Source organism: Pseudorhodobacter sp. MZDSW-24AT (genome assembly GCF_002794355.1).
Classification (GTDB): domain Bacteria; phylum Pseudomonadota; class Alphaproteobacteria; order Rhodobacterales; family Rhodobacteraceae; genus Pseudotabrizicola.
On the sequence record NZ_PGOI01000002.1, the window covers coordinates 52,434 to 71,888 of the forward strand.

The 19,455-nt window shown below is 63.3% G+C and carries 22 protein-coding genes; 16 read left to right on the forward strand and 6 right to left on the reverse strand.

Annotation, left to right across the window (positions count from 1 at the left end; translation table 11 throughout):
• Positions 1-43: 43 nt before the first annotated feature.
• A complete protein-coding gene (gene tkt / locus CUR21_RS01885; protein WP_100195328.1) occupies positions 44-2,059 on the reverse strand; it encodes a transketolase in 2,016 nt (671 codons plus the stop codon).
• A gap of 209 nt (positions 2,060-2,268) precedes the next feature.
• Here tkt and CUR21_RS01895 point away from each other — a divergent pair, with 209 nt between their 5' ends.
• From CUR21_RS01895 to CUR21_RS01905, 3 genes are read left to right on the forward strand one after another with little or no spacing between them, the layout of a single operon-like run.
• On the forward strand, positions 2,269-2,823 hold the full coding sequence (locus CUR21_RS01895; RefSeq protein ID WP_100195330.1) for a hypothetical protein: 555 nt from the start codon (positions 2,269-2,271) through the stop codon (positions 2,821-2,823).
• Entirely contained in the window at positions 2,816-3,190 is a 375-nt protein-coding gene (locus CUR21_RS01900; protein ID WP_100195331.1) for a cell division protein ZapA, read from the forward strand. Before CUR21_RS01895 ends, CUR21_RS01900 begins: the two co-directional genes overlap by 8 nt.
• Complete coding sequence (locus CUR21_RS01905) at positions 3,187-3,519, forward strand: MliC family protein (protein ID WP_100195332.1); 333 nt, start codon at positions 3,187-3,189, stop codon at positions 3,517-3,519. The genes CUR21_RS01900 and CUR21_RS01905 overlap by 4 nt, the downstream gene beginning before the upstream one ends.
• Positions 3,520-3,577: 58 nt before the next feature.
• Here CUR21_RS01905 and grxD read toward each other — a convergent pair whose 3' ends face one another.
• The 5 genes from grxD to CUR21_RS01930 form a co-directional block, all read right to left on the reverse strand.
• Positions 3,578-3,940 carry a Grx4 family monothiol glutaredoxin gene (gene grxD, locus CUR21_RS01910; RefSeq protein ID WP_100195333.1) on the reverse strand — a complete coding sequence of 121 codons (363 nt, stop codon included), beginning with the start codon at positions 3,938-3,940 and terminating at the stop codon, positions 3,578-3,580.
• Between the two features lie 16 nt (positions 3,941-3,956).
• The gene (locus tag CUR21_RS01915) at positions 3,957-4,193 is read right to left on the reverse strand and encodes a BolA/IbaG family iron-sulfur metabolism protein (RefSeq protein ID WP_100195334.1); all 237 of its coding nucleotides are present in this window, start codon (positions 4,191-4,193) and stop codon (positions 3,957-3,959) included.
• Between the two features lie 86 nt (positions 4,194-4,279).
• Positions 4,280-6,442, reverse strand: a complete 2,163-nt coding sequence (gene purL, locus CUR21_RS01920) for a phosphoribosylformylglycinamidine synthase subunit PurL (RefSeq protein WP_100195335.1) — start codon at positions 6,440-6,442, stop codon at positions 4,280-4,282.
• Between the two features lie 105 nt (positions 6,443-6,547).
• Positions 6,548-6,994: a hypothetical protein gene (locus CUR21_RS01925; protein ID WP_100195336.1), complete on the reverse strand. Its 447-nt coding sequence runs from the start codon at positions 6,992-6,994 to the stop codon at positions 6,548-6,550.
• A gap of 481 nt (positions 6,995-7,475) precedes the next feature.
• Complete coding sequence (locus CUR21_RS01930) at positions 7,476-8,372, reverse strand: LysR family transcriptional regulator (protein ID WP_100195337.1); 897 nt, start codon at positions 8,370-8,372, stop codon at positions 7,476-7,478.
• Between the two features lie 215 nt (positions 8,373-8,587).
• Between CUR21_RS01930 and CUR21_RS01935 the strand changes: the two genes are divergently transcribed.
• From CUR21_RS01935 to CUR21_RS01995, 13 genes are all read left to right on the forward strand, one after another.
• Positions 8,588-9,466 carry a lysophospholipid acyltransferase family protein gene (locus CUR21_RS01935; protein ID WP_100195338.1) on the forward strand — a complete coding sequence of 293 codons (879 nt, stop codon included), beginning with the start codon at positions 8,588-8,590 and terminating at the stop codon, positions 9,464-9,466.
• A 42-nt stretch (positions 9,467-9,508) separates the two neighbouring features.
• Positions 9,509-10,321, forward strand: coding sequence for a glutamate racemase (murI, locus tag CUR21_RS01940; RefSeq protein WP_100195339.1), 813 nt, complete (start codon positions 9,509-9,511; stop codon positions 10,319-10,321).
• Between the two features lie 113 nt (positions 10,322-10,434).
• Complete coding sequence (gene ccmE, locus CUR21_RS01945) at positions 10,435-10,920, forward strand: cytochrome c maturation protein CcmE (protein ID WP_100195604.1); 486 nt, start codon at positions 10,435-10,437, stop codon at positions 10,918-10,920.
• Positions 10,921-11,009: 89 nt separating this feature from the next.
• On the forward strand, positions 11,010-11,621 hold the full coding sequence (locus CUR21_RS01950) for a holin-associated N-acetylmuramidase (protein WP_100195340.1): 612 nt from the start codon (positions 11,010-11,012) through the stop codon (positions 11,619-11,621).
• Positions 11,612-12,109, forward strand: coding sequence for a 3TM-type holin (locus CUR21_RS01955; RefSeq protein WP_100195341.1), 498 nt, complete (start codon positions 11,612-11,614; stop codon positions 12,107-12,109). Before CUR21_RS01950 ends, CUR21_RS01955 begins: the two co-directional genes overlap by 10 nt.
• Before the next feature lie 58 nt (positions 12,110-12,167).
• Positions 12,168-13,910: an arginine--tRNA ligase gene (argS, locus tag CUR21_RS01960; protein WP_100195342.1), complete on the forward strand. Its 1,743-nt coding sequence runs from the start codon at positions 12,168-12,170 to the stop codon at positions 13,908-13,910.
• Positions 13,911-13,976: 66 nt separating this feature from the next.
• A complete protein-coding gene (locus tag CUR21_RS01965; RefSeq protein ID WP_100195343.1) occupies positions 13,977-14,963 on the forward strand; it encodes an SPOR domain-containing protein in 987 nt (328 codons plus the stop codon).
• Entirely contained in the window at positions 14,960-15,964 is a 1,005-nt protein-coding gene (nagZ, locus tag CUR21_RS01970; protein ID WP_100195344.1) for a beta-N-acetylhexosaminidase, read from the forward strand. Before CUR21_RS01965 ends, nagZ begins: the two co-directional genes overlap by 4 nt.
• The gene (locus CUR21_RS01975) at positions 15,957-16,751 is read left to right on the forward strand and encodes a ScpA family protein (protein WP_369802492.1); all 795 of its coding nucleotides are present in this window, start codon (positions 15,957-15,959) and stop codon (positions 16,749-16,751) included. The genes nagZ and CUR21_RS01975 overlap by 8 nt, the downstream gene beginning before the upstream one ends.
• Entirely contained in the window at positions 16,748-17,389 is a 642-nt protein-coding gene (gene scpB / locus CUR21_RS01980) for an SMC-Scp complex subunit ScpB (RefSeq protein WP_100195345.1), read from the forward strand. Before CUR21_RS01975 ends, scpB begins: the two co-directional genes overlap by 4 nt.
• A 1-nt stretch (position 17,390) precedes the next feature.
• Positions 17,391-17,603 (forward strand): hypothetical protein, encoded by a 213-nt coding sequence (locus tag CUR21_RS01985; protein ID WP_100195346.1) that lies wholly within the window; start codon positions 17,391-17,393, stop codon positions 17,601-17,603.
• 177 nt (positions 17,604-17,780) lie between these two features.
• A complete protein-coding gene (locus tag CUR21_RS01990; protein ID WP_100195347.1) occupies positions 17,781-18,365 on the forward strand; it encodes an HNH endonuclease in 585 nt (194 codons plus the stop codon).
• Between the two features lie 98 nt (positions 18,366-18,463).
• Positions 18,464-19,402, forward strand: coding sequence for an MYG1 family protein (locus CUR21_RS01995; protein ID WP_100195348.1), 939 nt, complete (start codon positions 18,464-18,466; stop codon positions 19,400-19,402).
• The last annotated feature ends 53 nt before the right edge of the window (positions 19,403-19,455 follow it).

Here is a 19,455-nt window from a genome sequence, read left to right on the forward strand (position 1 = left end):
CCGGAAAGGGGCGGGCCTGTTCATTTTCGGGATCTGCCTTGTGTCAGAGCAAGGCCTTGGCTTTGGCGGCAGCGGCTTCGGCGGTGATGCCGAATTCGGCATAGAGCCGCTCTGCCGGGGCAGAGGCGCCAAAGCCCTGCATGCCGACGAAATCAGCCTTGTCGCGCTTGCCGCCTTCGCCAAAGAGCCAAGTGTCCCAGCCAAAGCGCACGCCAGCCTCGATGGCCACGCGCACCGCACCGGGGGGCAGCACCTTGCGGCGATAGGCGGCGTCTTGCTCGGCGAAGAGTTCTTGGCACGGCATGGAGACGACGCGGGTGCCGATGCCTTCGGCTTCCAGAAGATCACGGGCTTTCAGCGCGATTTCCACCTCAGACCCGGTGGCCATCAGGATGACCTGACGCTTGCCGGTGGCTTCGGCCAGAACATAGGCGCCTTTCGACACAAGGTTCTGGTTGGTGTGGGTCTTGCGCACTGCGGGCAGGTTCTGCCGCGACAGGGCCAGAACCGTCGGCGTGGTCTTGGTCGACAGCGCGATTTCCCATGCCTCGGCGGTTTCCACCAGATCGGCCGGGCGGATCACATAGGTGTTGGGCGTCGCGCGGCTGATCGCGAGATGCTCGACCGGCTGGTGGGTCGGGCCGTCTTCGCCCAGACCGATGGAATCATGCGTCATCACATAAACGACCGGCACGCCCATCAGCGCCGAGAGACGCATGGAGGGGCGGGCGTAATCGGTAAAGCACATGAAGGTGCCGCCATAGGCGCGCACGCCGCCGTGCAGGGCCAGACCGTTCATCGCGGCGGCCATGCCATGTTCGCGGATGCCGTAATAGACGTAGCGGCCCTTGCGATCCTCGGCCGAGAAGACGCCCAGATCGGCGGTCTTGGTGTTGTTCGAGCCCGTCAGGTCCGCCGAGCCGCCGATGGTTTCCTGACAGACCGGGTTGACGGCGGCCAGAACCTTTTCCGAAGCGGCGCGGGTGGCGAGTTTCGGCAGATCTTCCACCGCCTGCTTTTTCACGGCGCGGATGGTGGCGGAAAGTTTGTTGGGGGCGTCGCCTGCGAAGATGCGGGCAAATTCGGTTTGCTTGGCCAGCGACAGGCTTTCGAGCCGCGATTCCCACGCGGCCCGGTCGACCGCGCCGCGCGCGCCGACGGCTTCCCACCAGGATTTCACATCCGCCGGAACCTCGAACGGACCACCGGGCCAGCCATACCCATCCTTGGCGGCTTGCAACTGGGCCTTGTCGGTGAGCGCGCCATGGCCTTTGGAGGTGCCTTGCGCCGCGTGGCCGATGGCGATGTGGGTTTTGCAGGCGATCATCGCCGGACGCGGGCTGGCCTTGGCGGCGGTGATGGCTCGGTCAATGTCTTCCGGGTCGTGCCCGTCACAGCTGAACACATCCCAGCCGCTGGCGGTAAAGCGCGCGGCCTGATCGGTGACATCCGAGAGCGACACCTTGCCGTCGATGGTGATGCCATTGTCATCCCAAAGGACGATGAGGCGCGACAGTTGCAGCTTTCCGGCCAAACCGATGGCTTCTTGGCTGACGCCTTCCATCAGGCAGCCATCGCCCGCGATCACGTAGGTGTAGTGATCCTGCACCTTGGCACCCCAGCGTGCGCGCAGCGATTCTTCGGCCATGGCGAAGCCGACGGCGTTGGAGATGCCTTGGCCCAGCGGGCCGGTGGTGGTTTCCGCCGCCGAGACATGGCCATATTCCGGATGACCGGCGGTGATGGCGCCCCACTGGCGGAAGTTCTTGACCTGATCCAGCGTCATGTCGGCGTAGCCTGTGAGATACATCAGGCTGTAGAGCAGCATGGAGCCATGGCCTGCTGACAGGATGAAGCGATCCCGGTCGGGCCAGCGCGGGGCGGAGGCGTCGAATTTCAGGTGATTGGCGAACAGCACGGTGGCCACATCGGCCATGCCCATCGGCATACCGGAGTGACCGGAATTGGCAGCGGCGACGGCGTCCAGCGTCAGGGCACGGATGGCGGTGGCGCGCATCCAATGGTCGGGGTGGCGGTCGCGCAGGGTCTGGATGTCCAAGGCCGGGCTCCTCATACTTGGATCAATGCGTGTCCCGGGTTCCTTACCACCCCGGCCAGCAAGATCAAGCACAGCGGCCAAGCTGTGGGCGATATGGGGCGTTCTGTGGGGGTGCTTTGCGCTAAGATCGGCCTTGACCTGTTCTTTCACGATTCGCACTGATAGGAAGAGAGGACAGCACAAACCGGGACAGCCGGGAAAGAGGGGGCATGGACAACATTGCCGAACTGGAGCGCCGGATCACCGCGGCGCTGATGCGGATTGGAAACGGGGTGGAATCCCTGTCGGTGGCGCCCGCGCCTGCCGAACTTGGGGCACCCGTGGCGACCTTGGCCGATGGGGTGGCCGAAGCCGAAATCGCGCGTCTGAACGAAGCCTTGGATGATGAGCGCGGGCGTGTCGCACAATTGCACGCGCAGATCCGCGCCATGCGGACGCAGAATGCCGAATTGCGCGGGCCCGAAAGCGCCGCTGCGCCGGGACAGCAGGCCGAGGTCGAGCGGTTGCGCAAGCTTCTCGACACACAGGGGCTTGAGATGCAGCGCCTGAAGCGCACGGTCGTTGGCCTGTTGGAACAGCTGCGCCTGATGGCGGAAGCACAGGCCGAAGGTCGGGTGGAGCCGCATCTGATCAACAAGGCGATGCTGACCGAGCTTGAGGCGTTGCGTGCGCTGCGTTCGGCGGAGGCGGTCGAGCTGGACGAGCTGATCGCGGCGCTGGACCCTTTGGCGGGCGACAAAAAGGAGGTGGCACGCAATGCCTGATGTGACAGTCTCGATCGGGGGGCGCGAGTTTCAGGTGGCCTGTCAGGCCGGGGAAGAGCATTTCCTGCGCGCGGCCGCCGCGATGCTGAACGCCGAGGCCGAGCCGCTGGTGCAGCAAATGGGGCGCCTGCCCGAGGCGCGGATGCTGTTGATGTCAGGGCTGATGCTGGCGGACAAGACGGCGGCGCTGGAGGATGAGAACCGCCAGATGAAGGAAAAGATCGCCACATTGCAAGCGCGCGCGGTGCCGCCGCCCGAAAAGGTGGAAGTGCCGGTGATCCCGCCGCAGGTGTTCGAGACCATGGCCGAGATCGCAGCCCGCGCCGAGGCTTTGGCCGAGCGTATCGAAGAGAAGGCGCAAGGATGATGCGGCGCGCAGCTGTTTTGGTACTTGGGCTGGTGGCGGGTCAGGCTGCTGCCGAGCCTTTGGTGGTGAACAACGCGCGCTTGCTCTGCGACCGCGATGTCGAGGTGCCGGTGACCTTTGTCAGCGGTCCGGAAGATTCGGTGGCGGTGCTCCAGATCGATGGGGGGCAGTTCCTCTTGTATCAGGAACCTGCTGCGTCTGGCGCGCGCTATGCCTGGCCTTCGGGGGGCGCCAGTTATGTGGTCTGGAACAAAGGGGCGGAGACCACCATTTTGTGGCGCGAAGGCGGTCAGGAGAACGTGATCCTGACCTGCACAGAGCAAGAGTGAAAAAGCCCGCATTTCGCGGGCTTTTCAATGCGTTACGCCGTAGTCTTGAAGAAACTTCTCAAGAAGCGTTGGCTTCGCGGATCTTGTTGGCCGCGTCCTTGTCGAAGGTCACGCCCTTGGCTTCGAACAGCGCGTCCAGTTCCCCCGAGAGGGTCATTTCGGTGACGATGTCACAGCCGCCGATGAATTCGCCTTTGACGTAAAGCTGCGGGATGGTTGGCCAGTCGGAGAAATCCTTGATGCCTTGGCGGATTTCGGCATCGGCGAGCACGTTCACATCGGTGAAATCGACACCCATGTAATTGAGCACGCCCGCCACGCGGCTGGAGAAGCCGCATTGTGGCATCATCTTGGTGCCCTTCATGAACAGCACCACGTCGTTCTTTTCAACAGTGTCCTTGATCTGGTCTTGAGCGCTCATCTGCCTGTTCCTTTGATTATTCGGGGGCGCGGGTGGTGAGCGCGAGGGCGTGCAATTCACCCTGTGCCCCATCCATCTTGCCTTTGAGCGCGGCATAGACCGCGCGCTGTTGCTGAACGCGGTTCATCCCGCGAAACGACTCGTCCACCACTTCGGCGGCGAAGTGCTGACCATCGTCACCCTGCACCGTGATCTTGGCCTGCGGAAAGCTGGCGCGGATCAGGGCTTCGATATCGCGGGCGTCGATGGGCATAAGGAACTCCTGTCGTGGACGTTTTGCCAAATCTAGGGTGCGGCTGCGTCGGCTGCAAGAAAGCTTTGCGGCTTTGTGCGCCCGGCCTAAAGGCCAAGCGCGGTTTCAAACGCCGTCCGGTAGGTCTGGCTCAGCGTCTCGAGCGGAGAGGTCTCGCCGCCGAGGGTGACGCTGTCGCCGCCGAAGCGGCCGACCACGGTGACCGGAACCCCGGCGGCATGGCCTGCGCCTTTCAACCCGTGCAGCTGGTGTGGATCAATGGCCACGAGGTAACGGGCCTGATCTTCGCCAAAGAGCGCGGCGATGTCGGCGGTCTCGAGGTCGACCCCAAGCCCGGCGGCTTCGGCCATCTCGAAGGCGGCCAGCGCGAGGCCCCCATCCGACAGGTCGGTGCAGCAGCGCAGCGTCTTGGCTTGGGCGCGGATGAAATCGCCGTGGCGCTTCTCCGCCGCCAGATCAACGGCGGGCGCATCGCCTGCCTCGACCCCGAAGGCTTCGGCCAGAAGGGCGGATTGGCCCAGATGGCTGCCGGTGGCCCCGATCAGCACCGCCAGATCCCCGGTCTGCGGCGCGCCGTGGATCAGGTGATCCAATGTGGGCAACAGGCCGACAGCGCCGATGGTGGGGGTGGGCAGGATGCCCGAGCCATCGGTTTCATTGTAAAGCGAGACGTTGCCCGACACGATGGGCATATCCAGCGCCGCCACGGCCGCGCCGATGCCTTTGATCGCGCCGACCAGCTGGCCCATGATCTCGGGCTTTTCGGGATTGCCAAAGTTCAGGTTGTCGGTGGTGGCGAGTGGCGTGGCGCCCATCGCGGTGAGGTTGCGATAGGCTTCGGCCACGGCCTGCTTGCCACCCTCGAACGGGTTGGCCTTGACGTAGCGCGGGGTCACGTCAGAGGTGAAGGCCAGCGCTTTTGTGGTGCCGTGCACCCGGACCACACCGGCGGGCAGGCCGGGGGTGACCATGGTGTCGGCCCCCACCTGGCTGTCATATTGTTCCCAGACCCACGCCTTATGCGCATAAGACGGTGCCGAGATCAGCGCGCGCAGGGCGTCCAGCGGGGTGATGGCTGGAACAGCGGCCAAAGGCGCGGGCTTTGGCGTTTCCACCCAAGGCCGGTCGTATTCCGGTGCGGTGGACGACAGTTTCGACAGCGGCAGATCGGCCTTGATGTCATTGCCATGCAGGATCAGGAAGCGGTCTTCTGGGATGGTTTCCCCCACGATGGCGAAATCGAGGTCCCATTTGACGAAAATCGCGCGGGCCACGTCTTCAAGCTCGGGCTTGAGGACCATCAGCATGCGTTCCTGACTTTCGGAGAGCATCATCTCGTAGGCGGTCATGTTGGTTTCGCGCTGCGGCACATCGGCCAGTTGCAGCTTGATGCCGAGGCCGCCCTTGTCGCCCATTTCCACCGCCGAGCAGGTGAGGCCAGCGGCCCCCATGTCTTGGATCGAGATCACGGCGCCCGATTGCATCAGCTCGAGGCAGGCTTCCAACAGGCGCTTTTCGGTGAAGGGGTCGCCGACCTGCACGGTGGGGCGCTTTTCCTCGATCGTGTCGTCGAATTCGGCCGAGGCCATGGTGGCCCCACCCACGCCATCGCGCCCGGTTTTCGCGCCAAGATAGACCACGGGCATTCCGACGCCAGAGGCGACCGAGTAGAAGATCTTGTCTGCATCGGCGAGGCCGGCGGCAAAGGCATTCACAAGACAGTTGCCGTTGTAGGATTTGTGGAAGCGCACTTCGCCGCCCACGGTGGGCACGCCGAAGGCATTGCCATAGCTGCCCACACCTTCCACCACGCCCTTGACCAGATGCGCGGTTTTCGGGTGCGAGGGCAGGCCAAAGGACAGCGCGTTCATCGCGGCGATGGGCCTTGCACCCATGGTGAAGACATCGCGCAGGATGCCGCCCACGCCGGTGGCTGCACCTTGGTGCGGTTCGATGTAGCTGGGGTGGTTGTGGCTTTCCATTTTGAAGATGACAGCCTGACCATCACCGATATCCACCACGCCCGCGTTTTCACCGGGGCCGCAGATCACCTGCGGACCGGTGGTGGGCAGCGTGCGCAGCCATTTCTTGGAGGATTTGTAGGAACAATGTTCGTTCCACATGGCCGAGAAAATGCCGAGTTCGGTGAAGTTCGGCTCACGTCCGATGATTTCGAGGATCCGCGCGTATTCATCGGGTTTGATCCCGTGTTTTGCGATCAACTCTGGCGTGATGGCGGGTTCGGTCATGGCTGGTTTCCCCGATGCGATCCTTTGTCAGCGCTTTAGGCGAAAGGAGACGCAAGGGAAAGAGGCAAAGGCCCCGGCACCAATGTGCCGGGGCCGATGCAGGCGTTATTGATTGACGGCCGAGCCGACATCCGCCTCGATCTGGGTGGTCAGTGCGGCGAGGATCTCTGCCTTAGGCCAGATCAGCACCACTTCACCCGTCGATGCCTGACCGGGGGCCAGCATCACTTCGAAGTTGTCGCCCGGAAGGGCGGATTCCTGTGCGAGGTCGACCAGAAGAACGGTGCTGCCATCTTCCTTGGAGGCTGCCGTCGTTACGGTGCCCAACATCGCGCCATCAGAGGACATGACGGGGTTGCCCACGAAAGCCTCGGAGGCGGCGGTGGCCGATTGACCGGCTTCGGACCCAAGGTTGCTGGTGCCATCGGCTTTGGCCGTGATGCCAACCTGCGCCGTGATGTTGGTGGTGTCGCTGGTCACTTGTGCGAGCGACGGAAAGGCGATGAAGGCGCCCAGAGCGGAGGTCACGAGGAGTTTCTGAAGTTTGGTCATGGTGTCATTCCTTGCTTTCGCTTCATTTTCAAAACGCTTCCTTGTCAGAAGCCATGCAGACACAACACGCGGTGGGCGTTCGGGTTGCATGCCTTGCGCGGGGCGCGGTGCCTTTGGCGGGCATGCGTGAGATTTTGCCGATTTGGGCCAGAAGCGGCGGCAAGTTTTCGCGAGGCGCGAAAGTGTGACGGAACCACAAAGAGGCAAGGGTTTGAGATGCGAGCGCTTTTTACTCTGCTGCCTAAGCGGTCGCCGCTGCCTTTGTTTGACTAAAGAGACGGCACTCTGCGTGAAATCAAAAAAAAGGCCGAGCATAAAGCTCGGCCCAAGTCCAACAGGGAGGTATGAAGCAAGCAAGAGCAAAACTCGACTGCCTGCTTCACGGGTGGATTTAGGGGCGGGTTCGATTCGGGGCAAGGCCGAACATGCTGCTAATGCAGCATGGCCGCTATGCCGTGCGCGCATGGCTTCTGCCTGAAACTCAGTCGACCTGTTGCCGCTTGCGATAGGCGAAAATCTCTTCCGTCACAAATTCCCGGAAAGCGGCGACGCGTTTTGAATGGCGCAGTTCTTCGGGGTAGGCGAGGAAGACCGGCACTTCGGCGCTTTCGGTTTCGGGTAGGACGCGCACGAGATGTGGGAAGTCCTCGGTGATGTAATCGGGCAAAACCCCGATCCCGAGATGGTTCAGCACGGCCTGCAACACGCCAAAATAGTTGTTCACGGTCAGCGTGGAGGGAATGTCATGCGCCATCAACTCTTGCACGAGCGAGGCCCCGGCGGCCACCTGCGGCACGCCGGCATGTTGGGCGATCAGCCGATGCTGGGTGAAATCATCCATTGTGGCAGGCGTCCCATGCTCGGCCAGATATTCCGGGGATGCATAGAGCCGCATCTTGATGTTCATCAGCCGCTTGCGGATGAGATCGGCCTGTGAGGGTTCTTTCATGCGGATGGCGACATCGGCTTCGCGCATCGGCAGATCCAGCACACGCTCTTCGAGCATGAGGTCGATCTTGAGGCTGGGGTATTTCTTGTAAAGATTGGCCAGACGTGGTGCGAGCCAAAGCGTGCCAAAGCCGGTGGTGGTGGTGACGCGCAATTCACCGAACACCTCATCCTCGGAATCGCGGATGCGCGCGGCGGTGGCTTCCAGCCGTTTGACCATGGCTTGGGTCGCGTCAAACAGCAGCTCACCTTGCTCGGTCAAGATAAGGCCCCGGGCATGACGGTGAAAAAGCGTGACCGACAGGCTTTCCTCCAGCGCGCGGATCTGGCGGCTGACGGCGGATTGCGACAGATGCAGGACATCACCGGCATGCGTGAGGCTGCCCTTATCGGCCACCGCATGGAAGATGCGCAGTTTGTCCCAATCCATCCCTTAACCCTTCAGCACAGGCCGACACTATCACGGCCCGCCTCATGTGGGGAGAATCATTCACATGTAAATGCCTCTGGCCCGTATAATCTGTGACAAGCGTGGCCTTTTCGCCCGGTCGGCGGAATGGCGCATGCCTGTCATCGGGCTGTTACCGATCGGCGCGACATGCTGAGGGCGACGGACACCCCTTCCGGGGCATCATCGGAGGCGCCATGCAGCAGAATGTGACACGCGATATTTCCTATGCCTCTTCCGCCTCGGGGCCGGTGGGGGCGGCGGTGATCCGGGTGCTGGAAAATGCCACGGGTCGGCTTTCGTTGATTCGCCGCGCCGCAGGCTATGAGGCGGAGGTTGCAGGTGGGCGCAGCTTTTGGGATGTGGTGCCCGCCCGGTATGGGCTGAGTTTGGATGTGGTCGGCGGAAGCCTTGAGAACATTCCACAGACAGGGCCGCTGGTGGTGATCGCCAACCACCCTTTCGGTATTCTGGACGGGCTGATGATGGGGCATCTGCTTGACCGGGTGCGGGGGGATTTCCGCATTCTGGCCAATTCGGTCTTTCAGCGCGCCGAGGCGCTGAACCGGGTGGTGCTGCCGATTTCCTTTGACGAGACCAAGGAGGCGGTAAAGCTCAACCTTGAGACACGGGCCGAGGCCTTGCGCTATCTGGGGCAGGGTGGCGCGGTGGGCGTGTTTCCGGGCGGCACGGTTTCCACCAGTGCCAAGCCGTTTTTCTCGCGCCCGATGGACCCGGGCTGGCGCAATTTCACCGCCAAGATGATTGCAAAGTCGGGAGCGACCGTGGTGCCGGTGTTTTTTGACGGGCACAATTCGCGGCTGTTCCAGATTGCCAGCCATGTGCATTCCACGCTGCGTTTGGGGTTGCTGATCAAGGAGTTTCGCGCCCGTATGGATGAGCCGGTGCGGGTGGTGATTGGCCAGCCGATTGAGGCCGAGGATCTGGCGCATCTGCGCGCCGAGCCGACCCGGATGATGGAATTTCTGCGCCGCGCCACATACGATCTTTCACCGCGCCCGCTTGGGTCGTATGATCCGGGGCACGAGTTTGAGGCAAGATACAGAACGCGCTGACCGGGCTTCTGCCCGCAACAGGCGCAAAGCGGGGGCGGGTCAATGGCGGTTGGGGTGTTTGACAGCGGGATCGGTGGGTTGACGGTGCTGGACGCCATCACCCGACGCCTGCCCGAGCTGCCGCTGGTCTATCTGGGGGACAATGCGCATGCGCCCTATGGGGTGCGCACGCATGAGGATATCTTCAACCTGACCTGCGCGGCAGTGGAGCGCTTGTGGGAAGAAGGGTGCGATTTGGTGATCTTGGCCTGCAACACGGCCTCGGCCGCCGCGCTGAAGCGCATGCAGGAAACTTGGGTGCCCAAGGACAAGCGGGTGCTGGGGGTCTTTGTGCCGATGATCGAGGCGCTGACCGAGCGGCAATGGGGCGACAACTCGCCGCCGCGCGAAGTGGCGGTCAAGCATGTGGCACTCTTTGCCACACCGGCCACCGTGGCCAGCCGGGCATTTCAGCGCGAGCTTGCGTTTCGGGCGATCGGCGTGGATGTCGAGGCGCAGCCTTGTGGCGGCGTGGTGGATGCGATCGAGCAAGGTGATGAGATCCTGGCCGAAGCCTTGGTGCGCAGCCATGTCGAGGCGCTCAAGCGCCGTATGCCGCATCCACAGGCGGCCATCTTGGGCTGCACGCATTATCCTTTGATGGAGGCCACCTTTCAGGAAGCGCTGGGGGCCGAGGTGAAAGTGTATTCACAGGCCAATCTGGTGGCGGAGTCCTTGGCGGATTATCTGACGCGTCGGCCCGAGATGCTGGGCAGTGGCACGCAATCGAAATTTCTGACGACCGGCGATCCCAAAGCGGTGTCGTCCAAGTCCACCCAGTTCTTGCGGCGGCGCATCACCTTTGAGGCCGCCTGAACAGTAGGCTGGCCGCGTTCACGTCTGCGGGTTGCGGCATCACATCCCTCGACAAGGGCGCGTTTTCATCCCACATCTGGGCCAAAGATGGCGGAGGATTGCGCATGGCGGGGATGAAGGGGCTGAAAAAGCAGCGGCGGGTGCAGATCATTGTGCTTGCCTTTGTGGCTTTGGCGGTGTCGACCGCTCTGATCGGCTATGCGATGAAGGACGGGATCAACTTTTTCCGGAGCCCCACGCAGGTGGTCGAGGACCCGCCGCGCGAAGGTGAGGTGTTCCGCATTGGCGGATTGGTCGAGGAAGGCAGCATCGTGCGCGGGCAAAGCGAGACGGTGAGCTTTCGGGTGACGGACACCAATGAAACCATTCCGGTGCGCTATACCGGAATTCTGCCGGACCTGTTCTCGGAAGGGCAGGGCATGGTGGGCACCGGGTCCATGGATGGGGAGATCTTCGTGGCCACGGAAATTCTTGCCAAGCATGACGAGACCTATATGCCCGCCGAGGTGATCGATGCGCTGAAGGCACAGGGCGTGTATCAGGACGGTGAGGCGGCAGCGGAAGACGCGGCCCCGGCGGTGGGCACGGGGGGCTATTGAGCCACAGAGCGCGCGCGGGGTTTCAGACCCGTTAACGCATTCGCGCGAAGTTTGTCCTTGGGGGAGATGGCTTACCTCGGGGACAAGCGATGAAGAGCGTAAGGGAATTGGCCGAAGACATTGTCGCCCGGGAGGGCGGCTTTGCGAATGACCGTGACGATCCGGGCGGCGCCACCCAGCATGGCGTGACCATTGGAACGCTGCGCCGGTTGGGGCTTGATATAAACCGGGACGGTCGCATCACCGTGGCGGATGTGCGAAGCCTTACCGCCGCGCAGGCGGTGGATATTTATCTTGAGCATTACCACAAGGGGCCCGGCATCGCGGCGCTGCCCGAAGCGGTGCAGGCCTCGGTGTTCGATATGTATGTGAACGCGGGGGTGCAGGCGGTGACGATCTTGCAGCGCCTGATCACCGATATGGGCTTTCCTTGCGTGGTCGATGGCCGGATCGGGCCGCAGACGATCCGGGCGGCGCAGTTGGCCTATGAAGCGGCACCGAGGCATCTCGCGGATGCTTACGGGATTGCTCGGCGGAATTACTACTATGCCCTTGCCGATGCGCGGCCGCAAAGCCGCAAGTTTGCCCGCCGCCGCGATGGGGGCAAAGGCGGCTGGATCACGCGCGCGGAAGCATTCATCGCGCCGCGCTTTCACCTGACAGTGGCGCAACACAAGGAAAGGGTGGCAAAATGGGCCTGATGTCGTCTTTGGGATTGGTGCGTGGCGCGATCCCCGCTTTGGGCGGGGTCAGTCGCGAGATCGCGCGGACGATTGCGCCCGATCTGGCGCGCGGTTTGGCGGATGCGATCAAGACCCTTCCGCCGCCGCCGCCGGGCGCCTTGCCCCCCGCGCGCCCCGGTTCGGGCTATGATCGGTTGATCGACGCTGTGAACCGTTTGCCGAGGCCCTTGATGGCCTTTGGCACGCAGGCACTGATGCTTTATGCGTTGTTGGACCCGGCGGGTTTTGCACTGCGCATGGAGGGGTTGGACGCGATGCCAGAGGCCATGTGGTGGCTGTTGGGGGCGGTGATCACCGCCTATTTCGGCGCGCGTGAGGCGCATCACCTGCGCAGCCGACGCGGCCCGCCGAGCGCGACGGCAGAGCCCGCCGCAGCGGAATCGCCTGCCGAAGCGTGGTCGCGTGCGGGCAATCCGGCACTGGAGGAGTGGCGCAACCACGGCTGAACTTGACCTGACTTGCGCCCTCTGGCATGGCCTTGGGCGCAAGACAGGATTTGATCAGATGAACCTCTTCGCCGATATTCGCGCCTCTGTGCTGGATGCCTTGACCCAAATGCAGGCCGAGGGCGCGCTGCCCGCAGGGCTAGATTTTGCCAATGTGGCAGTGGAGCCGCCGCGCGATGCGGCGCATGGCGATATGGCGACCAATGCCGCGATGGTGCTCGCCAAGCCCGCCGGGATGCCGCCACGGGCGATTGCCGATGCGCTGGCGGCAAAGCTTTTGGCCGATGCGCGCATCACCGCCGCCGATGTGGCGGGGCCGGGGTTTCTGAATCTGCGGCTGGCGCCGCAGGTGTGGCAGGGCATCGTGCAGGCGGCCTTGCAGCGGGGCACCGATTTTGGCCGGGCCGATGTGGGCAAGGGCCAGAAGGTGAATGTGGAATTCGTCTCGGCCAATCCCACGGGGCCCATGCATGTGGGCCATGTGCGCGGCGCGGTGGTGGGCGACGCGCTGGCCAACCTCTTGGCCTTCGCGGGCTGGGACGTGACGCGTGAATACTATATCAACGACGGTGGCGCGCAGGTCGATGTTCTGGCCCGCAGCGCCTATGAGCGCTACCGCGAGGCGCATGGGTTGGAGCCCGAGATCCGCGAGGGCCTGTATCCGGGTGATTATCTGGTCCCGGTGGGTGAGGCGCTGAAAGAGAAATACGGCGACACGCTGCTGGACAAGGGAGAGAATGTCTGGCTTGCGGATGTCCGCGTTTTTGCCACGCAAATGATGATGGAGCGGATCCGCGAGGATCTGGCGGCCCTTGGCGTGGAAATGGATCTTTATTCCAGTGAAAAGGCGCTTTACGGCACCGGCAAGATCGAGGCCGCGATCCAGACGCTGAAGGGCATGGACCTGATCTACGAAGGCGTGCTGGAGCCGCCCAAGGGCAAGGAGCCCGAAGATTGGGAGCCGCGGGTGCAAACCTTGTTCCGCAGCACCGCGCATGGCGATGACGTGGACCGCCCGGTGCAGAAATCGGATGGCAGCTGGACCTATTTTGCACCCGATATCGCCTATCACTATGACAAGGTGCAGCGCGGATATGACCAGCTGATCGATATTTTCGGCGCCGATCACGGCGGTTATGTCAAGCGGATGAAGGCCGCAGTCTCGGCGTTGTCGGGCGGGCGGGTGCCCTTGGACATCAAGCTGATCCAGCTGGTGAAGCTGTGGAAGAACGGCGAGCCCTTCAAGATGAGCAAGCGCGCGGGCACGTTTGTCACCTTGCGCGATGTGGTGGAAATGGCGGGGGCCGATGTCACCCGGTTCATCATGCTGACGCGCAAGAACGACGTGGCGCTGGACTTTGACTTCGACAAGGTGCTGGAGCAGTCGAAGGACAATCCGGTGTTCTATGTGCAGTATGCCAATGCCCGGGTGAACAGCATCCTGCGCAAGGCACGTGAGGCCGGGCTGGACGTTGAAGACGCCACGCTTGCGGCGGCGGATTTGGCGAAGCTGAGCCATGCCGCCGAGATTGCGGTGGCGAAGAAGATTGCAGAATGGCCGCGTCTGGTCGAGATCGCCGCGCGCGGGAATGAACCGCATCGGGTGGCGTTCTACCTCTATGAGCTGGCATCCGACCTGCACGGGCTGTGGAATCGGGGCAATGATGATGTGTCCTTGCGGTTCTTGCAGGATGATGCCGCGACATCGCAGGCGAAAATCGCGCTGGCGCGGGCCGTGGGCGTTGTCATTTGCTCAGGTCTTGGTATCTTGGGCGTCACACCGGTTGAGGAAATGCGCTGATCAGCGGCGCCCCGCCGGGGATGCAGGCAATAAGGGCGGGGCAAACCCGCCTGATCGAGGCAGAGCATGGCGGATATCGACTATGATGACTACGGGGCACCGCCCCGTATCACGGGCGGGCAGGCACAGCGGCTGATCCACTTGGCGGGAGCTGCCTGCTCTTTGGCGTTGATCCTTGGTGTGGGATACTGGGGCTACAAGCTTGCCGTGCGAGATGTAACCGGCATACCGGTGATCCGCGCCGCGGAAGGCCCGATGCGGGTGGCCCCGTCCAATCCGGGCGGGGATATCGCGGACCATCAGGGCATGGCGGTGAACGTGGTCGCGGCGGTGGGCGGCGCTGCGCCTTTGCCTGAAGAGATCATTCTTGCGCCGGCCCCGTTTGTTTTAAGTCCCGAAGATGAGGCAGGGCTTCAGCCACTGGAACCGGAGGCGGCGGCGGTGGCAAGCGCCCCGACCGGGCTGGCAGACCCGGTCGAAACAGGTGCGGCGCCGCTTGCGGATGTGGCGCTGGCGCCTGATGTGGCCTTGGCTGGCGCGGGCCCGGCGGAGGCAGCGGCCCAAACAACCGGCGATGCGGTGGCTCTTGCCTTGGCCGAGGCACTGGGCACGGCCGAGCCACTGGCCCCCTTGGCCGAGGAGGATCTTGCTGGCGCGGAGGCGAGCGGGGAGAACGACGCTGTCGCGTCCGTGCGTCCGCGGCCGCGGCCGACGCTGGCGCAGGCGCCACGGGTGTCGGATGTCCAGCCTGTGAGCGCGGCGGTTTCGGCAGGCCCCGAGATGGACGTGGCCAGTCTGGCCGTGGGCACGCGGTTGGTGCAGTTGGGTGCCTTTGACAGCGAGGCCATCGCGCGGGGCGAATGGGTTAAACTGCGGGAGCGCTTTGGAGATTTGATGACCGGGAAATCCTTGGTGGTGCAATCGGCGCAGTCGGGCGGCCGCACGTTCTATCGCCTGCGCGCGCATGGTTTTGCGGGCGAGGACGACTCTCGGCGGTTCTGTGCGGCGCTTTTGGCCGAAAATGCAGCCTGCATTCCGGTTGCGCACCGATGACCGGGACATTGGCGGCAATCTTTGGCTGCGCCGGTCCGGTGCTGACTGCGGATGAAGCGGCGTTTTTCCGCGATGCAGATCCGTTTGGTTTCATCCTGTTCGCGCGCAACGTGGAAGATCCGGCGCAACTGCGGCGTCTGACCACCGATCTGCGGGCGGCGGTGGGGCGCGATGCGCCGGTGCTGATCGATCAGGAGGGTGGGCGCGTGCAGCGGATGCGCGCCCCGCATTGGCGCGAGTGGGCGCCGCCGCTGGACACAGTGCTGCAAGCGCGCGACCCCGCGCGGGCCATGTGGGTGCGATCGCGACTGATTGCGCATGAATTGCGCGGGGTGGGCATCGATGCCAATTGCGCTCCTTGCGCGGATATTGCCGGTGATCACACCCATCCGTTTCTGAAGAACCGTTGCTACGGGACCGAGGCTGCTGTGGTGTCGGATATGTCTGAGGCTGTGGCGCAGGGGCTTTTGGCGGGCGGTGTTGTGCCGGTTATGAAGCATTTGCCCGGACATGGACGGGCGACAGCGGACACGCATCACGAATTGCCAGTCGTCACGGCTTCGCGAGAGGTGCTGGCTGTGACCGATTTCGCGCCTTTCCGCGCGCTGAACCAGCTGCCGATGGCGATGACGGCGCATATCATCTTTGCCGCCTATGATGACAAGCCCGCCACCCAAAGCCCCGAGATGATCCGCGTGATCCGTGAGGAGATCGGGTTTCAGGGCTTGCTGATGACCGATGATCTGAACATGCAGGCCTTGCGCGGCACCTTGGCCGAGCGTGCGGCGGCTTCGGTCGCAGCAGGCTGCGATATGGCCTTGCATTGCAAGGGCGACATGGCCGAGATGCTGGCCGTGGCCGGGGCTTGTGGTGTGCAAAGCGAGGCGACACGGGCGCGTGCCGAGCGCGCGCTGGCCCAGCGTCATGCGCCCGCCCCCGTTGACATTCAGGCCTTGGAAGCAGAGTTTCGTGGGCTGATGTCCGGGGAGCTGTATGCCTGAACCCATTGCCGAGGATTGGGGCGAAGATCGCCTCGCCCCTGCGGACCGGATGGCCGCAGAGGCCTTGATCGTGGATGTCGACGGGTTTGAAGGCCCGCTCGACCTGTTGCTCACGCTGAGCCGGACGCAGAAGGTTGATTTGCGAAAGATCTCGGTGCTGCAATTGGCCGAGCAATATCTTGGCTTTGTGCAAAAGGCGCAATCGCTGCGGATTGAGCTGGCCGCCGACTATCTGGTGATGGCGGCTTGGCTGGCGTTTCTGAAGTCGCGGTTGCTGTTGCCGCCGGAGCCGGGCGAAGATGGCCCGAGCGCCGAGGATCTGGCGGCGCATCTGGCCTATCAGCTGGAACGGCTGCAGGCGATGCGTGAGGCGGCGGCGCGCTTGATGGCGCGCGATCAGTTGGGGCGTGATTTCTTTGCGCGTGGCCTGCCAGAAACCATCAGCCACCACCGCTCGGTGACGTATGAAGCGTCTTTGCTGGATCTGATGCGGGCCTATGCGCGCATCCGCACCAAGGATGAGTTCCGCCCCTTCGTGATGGATCGTGACCATGTGTTCACAATGGAGCAAGCGCTGGAGCGGATGCGCGGGCTGATCGGCTATGTGGGCGACTGGTCAGATCTGACCAGTTTTCTGCCCGAGGGTTGGGAGGCCACACCGATGCGGCGGCGGTCTTCGACGGCGGCGCATTTTGCTGCGATTCTGGAAATGGCCAAGCGCGGTCAAGTGGAAGTGCGGCAAGGTGAGATGTTTGCGCCCATTCAGATCCGCCGGGGTTCGGCATGACCGATCCGATCGAGAAGAGCCTGTTCGAGGCGCCGCCGATGGGCGAGCAAGAGCGGATGGTGGAGGCGATCCTTTTCGCCAGCACTGAGGCTGTGACAGTGGCCGAGCTGACGGCGCGGATGCCGCACGGCAGCGATCCGGCCGAAGCGCTGGCACATTTGCGCAAGCGCTATGAAGGGCGCGGCGTGCATCTGGTGCGGGTGGGCGATGCTTGGGCGATGCGCACGGCGGCCGATCTGGGCCATCTGATGCGTAAGGAAACGGTGGAAAGCCGCAAGCTTTCGCGCGCGGCCATCGAGACCTTGGCGATCGTGGCCTATCACCAACCGGTGACGCGGGCCGAGATCGAGGAAATCCGGGGCGTCGCGGTGTCGCGCGGGACGGTGGATCAGTTGATGGAGTTGGACTGGATCCGGCTGGGGCGGCGGCGCATGACGCCGGGTCGCCCGGTTACCTTTGTGGTGACAGAGCATTTTCTGGACCACTTCGGGCTGGAATCGGCGCGGGATCTGCCGGGAATCAAGGAATTGCGGGCGGCGGGTCTGCTCGACAACCGGCCCTTGCCGGGGTCGATGCAAAAGCCCGACGAGGACGAGGAAGAGGCCACTTCCGGCCAGAGCGAGTTGTTCGAGGATTGAGATGAACCTGAAGAAGATCGTCACCATGGTGTCGCGCGTTTTGCTTTTGAAAGGCGTGCACTGGGGGATCAAGAAAGGCACGCAGGCGGTGGCCAAGCGGGGCAAGACGGCGACGCCGGCGGCCCCTGTTGCAGGGGGGCATGGGTCCCCGGCACGCGATGCGGCCAAGCGCGCCCGCAAGGCGGCGGCCGTCACCCGTCGCATCGGGCGCTGAGCGTCACCTGTCTGTCACTTTGTTGTGCGATCCATGCCCTGCGGAGACGCGGGGTAAGCCCACATGGGTTAGGGGGCTTGCCAGACGCGTTCCGCCAGATATAGTCCGGTGTATCAGGGCAGGGTTCCCTGCGCTGTGGCCAGATGGGCAACCGAGATGGGTGGGGTCACTCGACGGATGGACGGCGATTTCAGAACTCAATTTGTGCGCGACCCGGCGTCGCTGAAACATTACCCGGCGCTGGTGCTGAATGCGGATTATCGCCCGCTCAGCTACTACCCGCTGAGCCTTTGGCCGTGGCAAGAGGCGATCAAGGCTGCTTTTCTGGACCGGGTGCAGATCGTGGCTGAGTATGATCATGTGGTGCGAAGCCAGAGGGCCGAGTTCCGGATACCTTCGGTCGTTGTGCTGAAAGATTATGTGAAACCTCAAAAGCGCGTGGCCTTCACGCGCTTTAATCTTTTCTTGAGGGATGAATTCTGCTGCCAGTATTGTGGGGCCAAGGGCGATTTGACCTTTGACCATGTCATTCCGCGCGCAAAGGGCGGTGTGACGAGCTGGCAAAACGTGGTGGCCGCCTGCAGCCCGTGCAATTTGCGCAAAGGGTCGAAGACACTGCGGCAATCCGGGCTTCAGCTGAACCGAGCGCCCCGCGCCCCTACAGCCGAAGAAATGCAGGCACATGGGCGGCGCTTCCCGCCGAATTATCTGCACGACAGCTGGATGGATTACCTTTACTGGGATGCAGAGCTGGACGCCTGAGACACCGTTTCAATTATAGGAATGCATTTCTGCGCGCCTTGCGTTAGACGCGGGCCTGATTGGGCTTTGATGGGCCCTGATGCAGGAAAGGCAGCGTGATGACGGTTTCTTGGCTGGTAACCCATTCGGGCGGCTTTCATGCAGATGAGCTCTTGTCCTCCGTGGTGCTGACCCGCCTGTTTCCCGAGGCGCAGATCGTGCGGAGCCGGGATGCTGGGTGGATCACGCCCGGCCCCGACCGGATCGTGTATGATGTGGGCCGGGCCTATGATGCCGCCGCCGGGATTTTTGATCACCATCAACGCGACGCCCCTTTGCGCGACGATGGTCAACCGTTCAGCTCTTTTGGGCTGATCTGGCGGCATTTCGGGCAAGACTATCTGCGCGCACTTGGCGTGCCCGAGGCGGATGTGGCCTCGATCCACCGGGCGTTTGACGCTGGGTTCGTTTTGCCGGTGGACATGATGGACAATGGCGCATTGAACCCGGCGGTGGCAGGACCGCTGCTGGCTGATCTGACGCTGCCCGTGCTGCTGGAAACCTTGAAACCGGTCTTTGACGATCCTGACCCCGAGGCCGAGACGAAGGGTTTTCACGCGGCGCTTGCCATCGCGCGGGCCTTTGTCGAGGCGTCGATCCGGCGCAAGGCGGCGAAGGCGCGGGCGGAAGAGGTGGTCATGCGGGCGATTGCAGCCGCGGGGGCGGGAAGGGTGCTGGAACTGCCGCAAGGAATGCCGTTCCGCGCTGCGATTGAAAAGGCAGGGGCGGATCATCTGCTGTTCGTAATCCATCCGCGCGAGACGGATTGGGCGCTGACCGGGATTCGGGTGGCCGATGATGGCTTTGCGCAGCGGGCCGATTTGCCCGCGCATTGGGCAGGGCTGACGGACGCGGCGCTGGAAGCGGCGAGCGGCGTGCCGGGTGCCCGGTTCTGCCACAACGGGCGCTTTATCGCAGTCGCAGCGACACGTGACGCCGCACTTGCCATGGCGCAATTGGCGGTGGACGAGGCTGAGAAGGCGGCATCGGCCGCATAAGCTGGCCCAGACGTCAGGCGCGTGGAATGCCAAATCGCACCGGTGCCTTTCTG

Coding starts and splice junctions, on each gene's coding strand:
- CUR21_RS01895 (WP_100195330.1), top strand. CDS start 2,269: ATGGACAACATTGCCGAACTGGAGCGCCGGATCACCGCGGCGCTGATG.
- CUR21_RS01900 (WP_100195331.1), top strand. CDS start 2,816: ATGCCTGATGTGACAGTCTCGATCGGGGGGCGCGAGTTTCAGGTGGCC.
- CUR21_RS01905 (WP_100195332.1), top strand. CDS start 3,187: ATGATGCGGCGCGCAGCTGTTTTGGTACTTGGGCTGGTGGCGGGTCAG.
- grxD (WP_100195333.1), bottom strand. CDS start 3,940: ATGAGCGCTCAAGACCAGATCAAGGACACTGTTGAAAAGAACGACGTG.
- CUR21_RS01915 (WP_100195334.1), bottom strand. CDS start 4,193: ATGCCCATCGACGCCCGCGATATCGAAGCCCTGATCCGCGCCAGCTTT.
- purL (WP_100195335.1), bottom strand. CDS start 6,442: ATGACCGAACCCGCCATCACGCCAGAGTTGATCGCAAAACACGGGATC.
- CUR21_RS01925 (WP_100195336.1), bottom strand. CDS start 6,994: ATGACCAAACTTCAGAAACTCCTCGTGACCTCCGCTCTGGGCGCCTTC.
- CUR21_RS01930 (WP_100195337.1), bottom strand. CDS start 8,372: ATGGATTGGGACAAACTGCGCATCTTCCATGCGGTGGCCGATAAGGGC.
- CUR21_RS01935 (WP_100195338.1), top strand. CDS start 8,588: ATGCAGCAGAATGTGACACGCGATATTTCCTATGCCTCTTCCGCCTCG.
- murI (WP_100195339.1), top strand. CDS start 9,509: ATGGCGGTTGGGGTGTTTGACAGCGGGATCGGTGGGTTGACGGTGCTG.
- ccmE (WP_100195604.1), top strand. CDS start 10,435: ATGAAGGGGCTGAAAAAGCAGCGGCGGGTGCAGATCATTGTGCTTGCC.
- CUR21_RS01950 (WP_100195340.1), top strand. CDS start 11,010: ATGAAGAGCGTAAGGGAATTGGCCGAAGACATTGTCGCCCGGGAGGGC.
- CUR21_RS01955 (WP_100195341.1), top strand. CDS start 11,612: ATGGGCCTGATGTCGTCTTTGGGATTGGTGCGTGGCGCGATCCCCGCT.
- argS (WP_100195342.1), top strand. CDS start 12,168: ATGAACCTCTTCGCCGATATTCGCGCCTCTGTGCTGGATGCCTTGACC.
- CUR21_RS01965 (WP_100195343.1), top strand. CDS start 13,977: ATGGCGGATATCGACTATGATGACTACGGGGCACCGCCCCGTATCACG.
- nagZ (WP_100195344.1), top strand. CDS start 14,960: ATGACCGGGACATTGGCGGCAATCTTTGGCTGCGCCGGTCCGGTGCTG.
- CUR21_RS01975 (WP_369802492.1), top strand. CDS start 15,957: ATGCCTGAACCCATTGCCGAGGATTGGGGCGAAGATCGCCTCGCCCCT.
- scpB (WP_100195345.1), top strand. CDS start 16,748: ATGACCGATCCGATCGAGAAGAGCCTGTTCGAGGCGCCGCCGATGGGC.
- CUR21_RS01985 (WP_100195346.1), top strand. CDS start 17,391: ATGAACCTGAAGAAGATCGTCACCATGGTGTCGCGCGTTTTGCTTTTG.
- CUR21_RS01990 (WP_100195347.1), top strand. CDS start 17,781: ATGGACGGCGATTTCAGAACTCAATTTGTGCGCGACCCGGCGTCGCTG.
- CUR21_RS01995 (WP_100195348.1), top strand. CDS start 18,464: ATGACGGTTTCTTGGCTGGTAACCCATTCGGGCGGCTTTCATGCAGAT.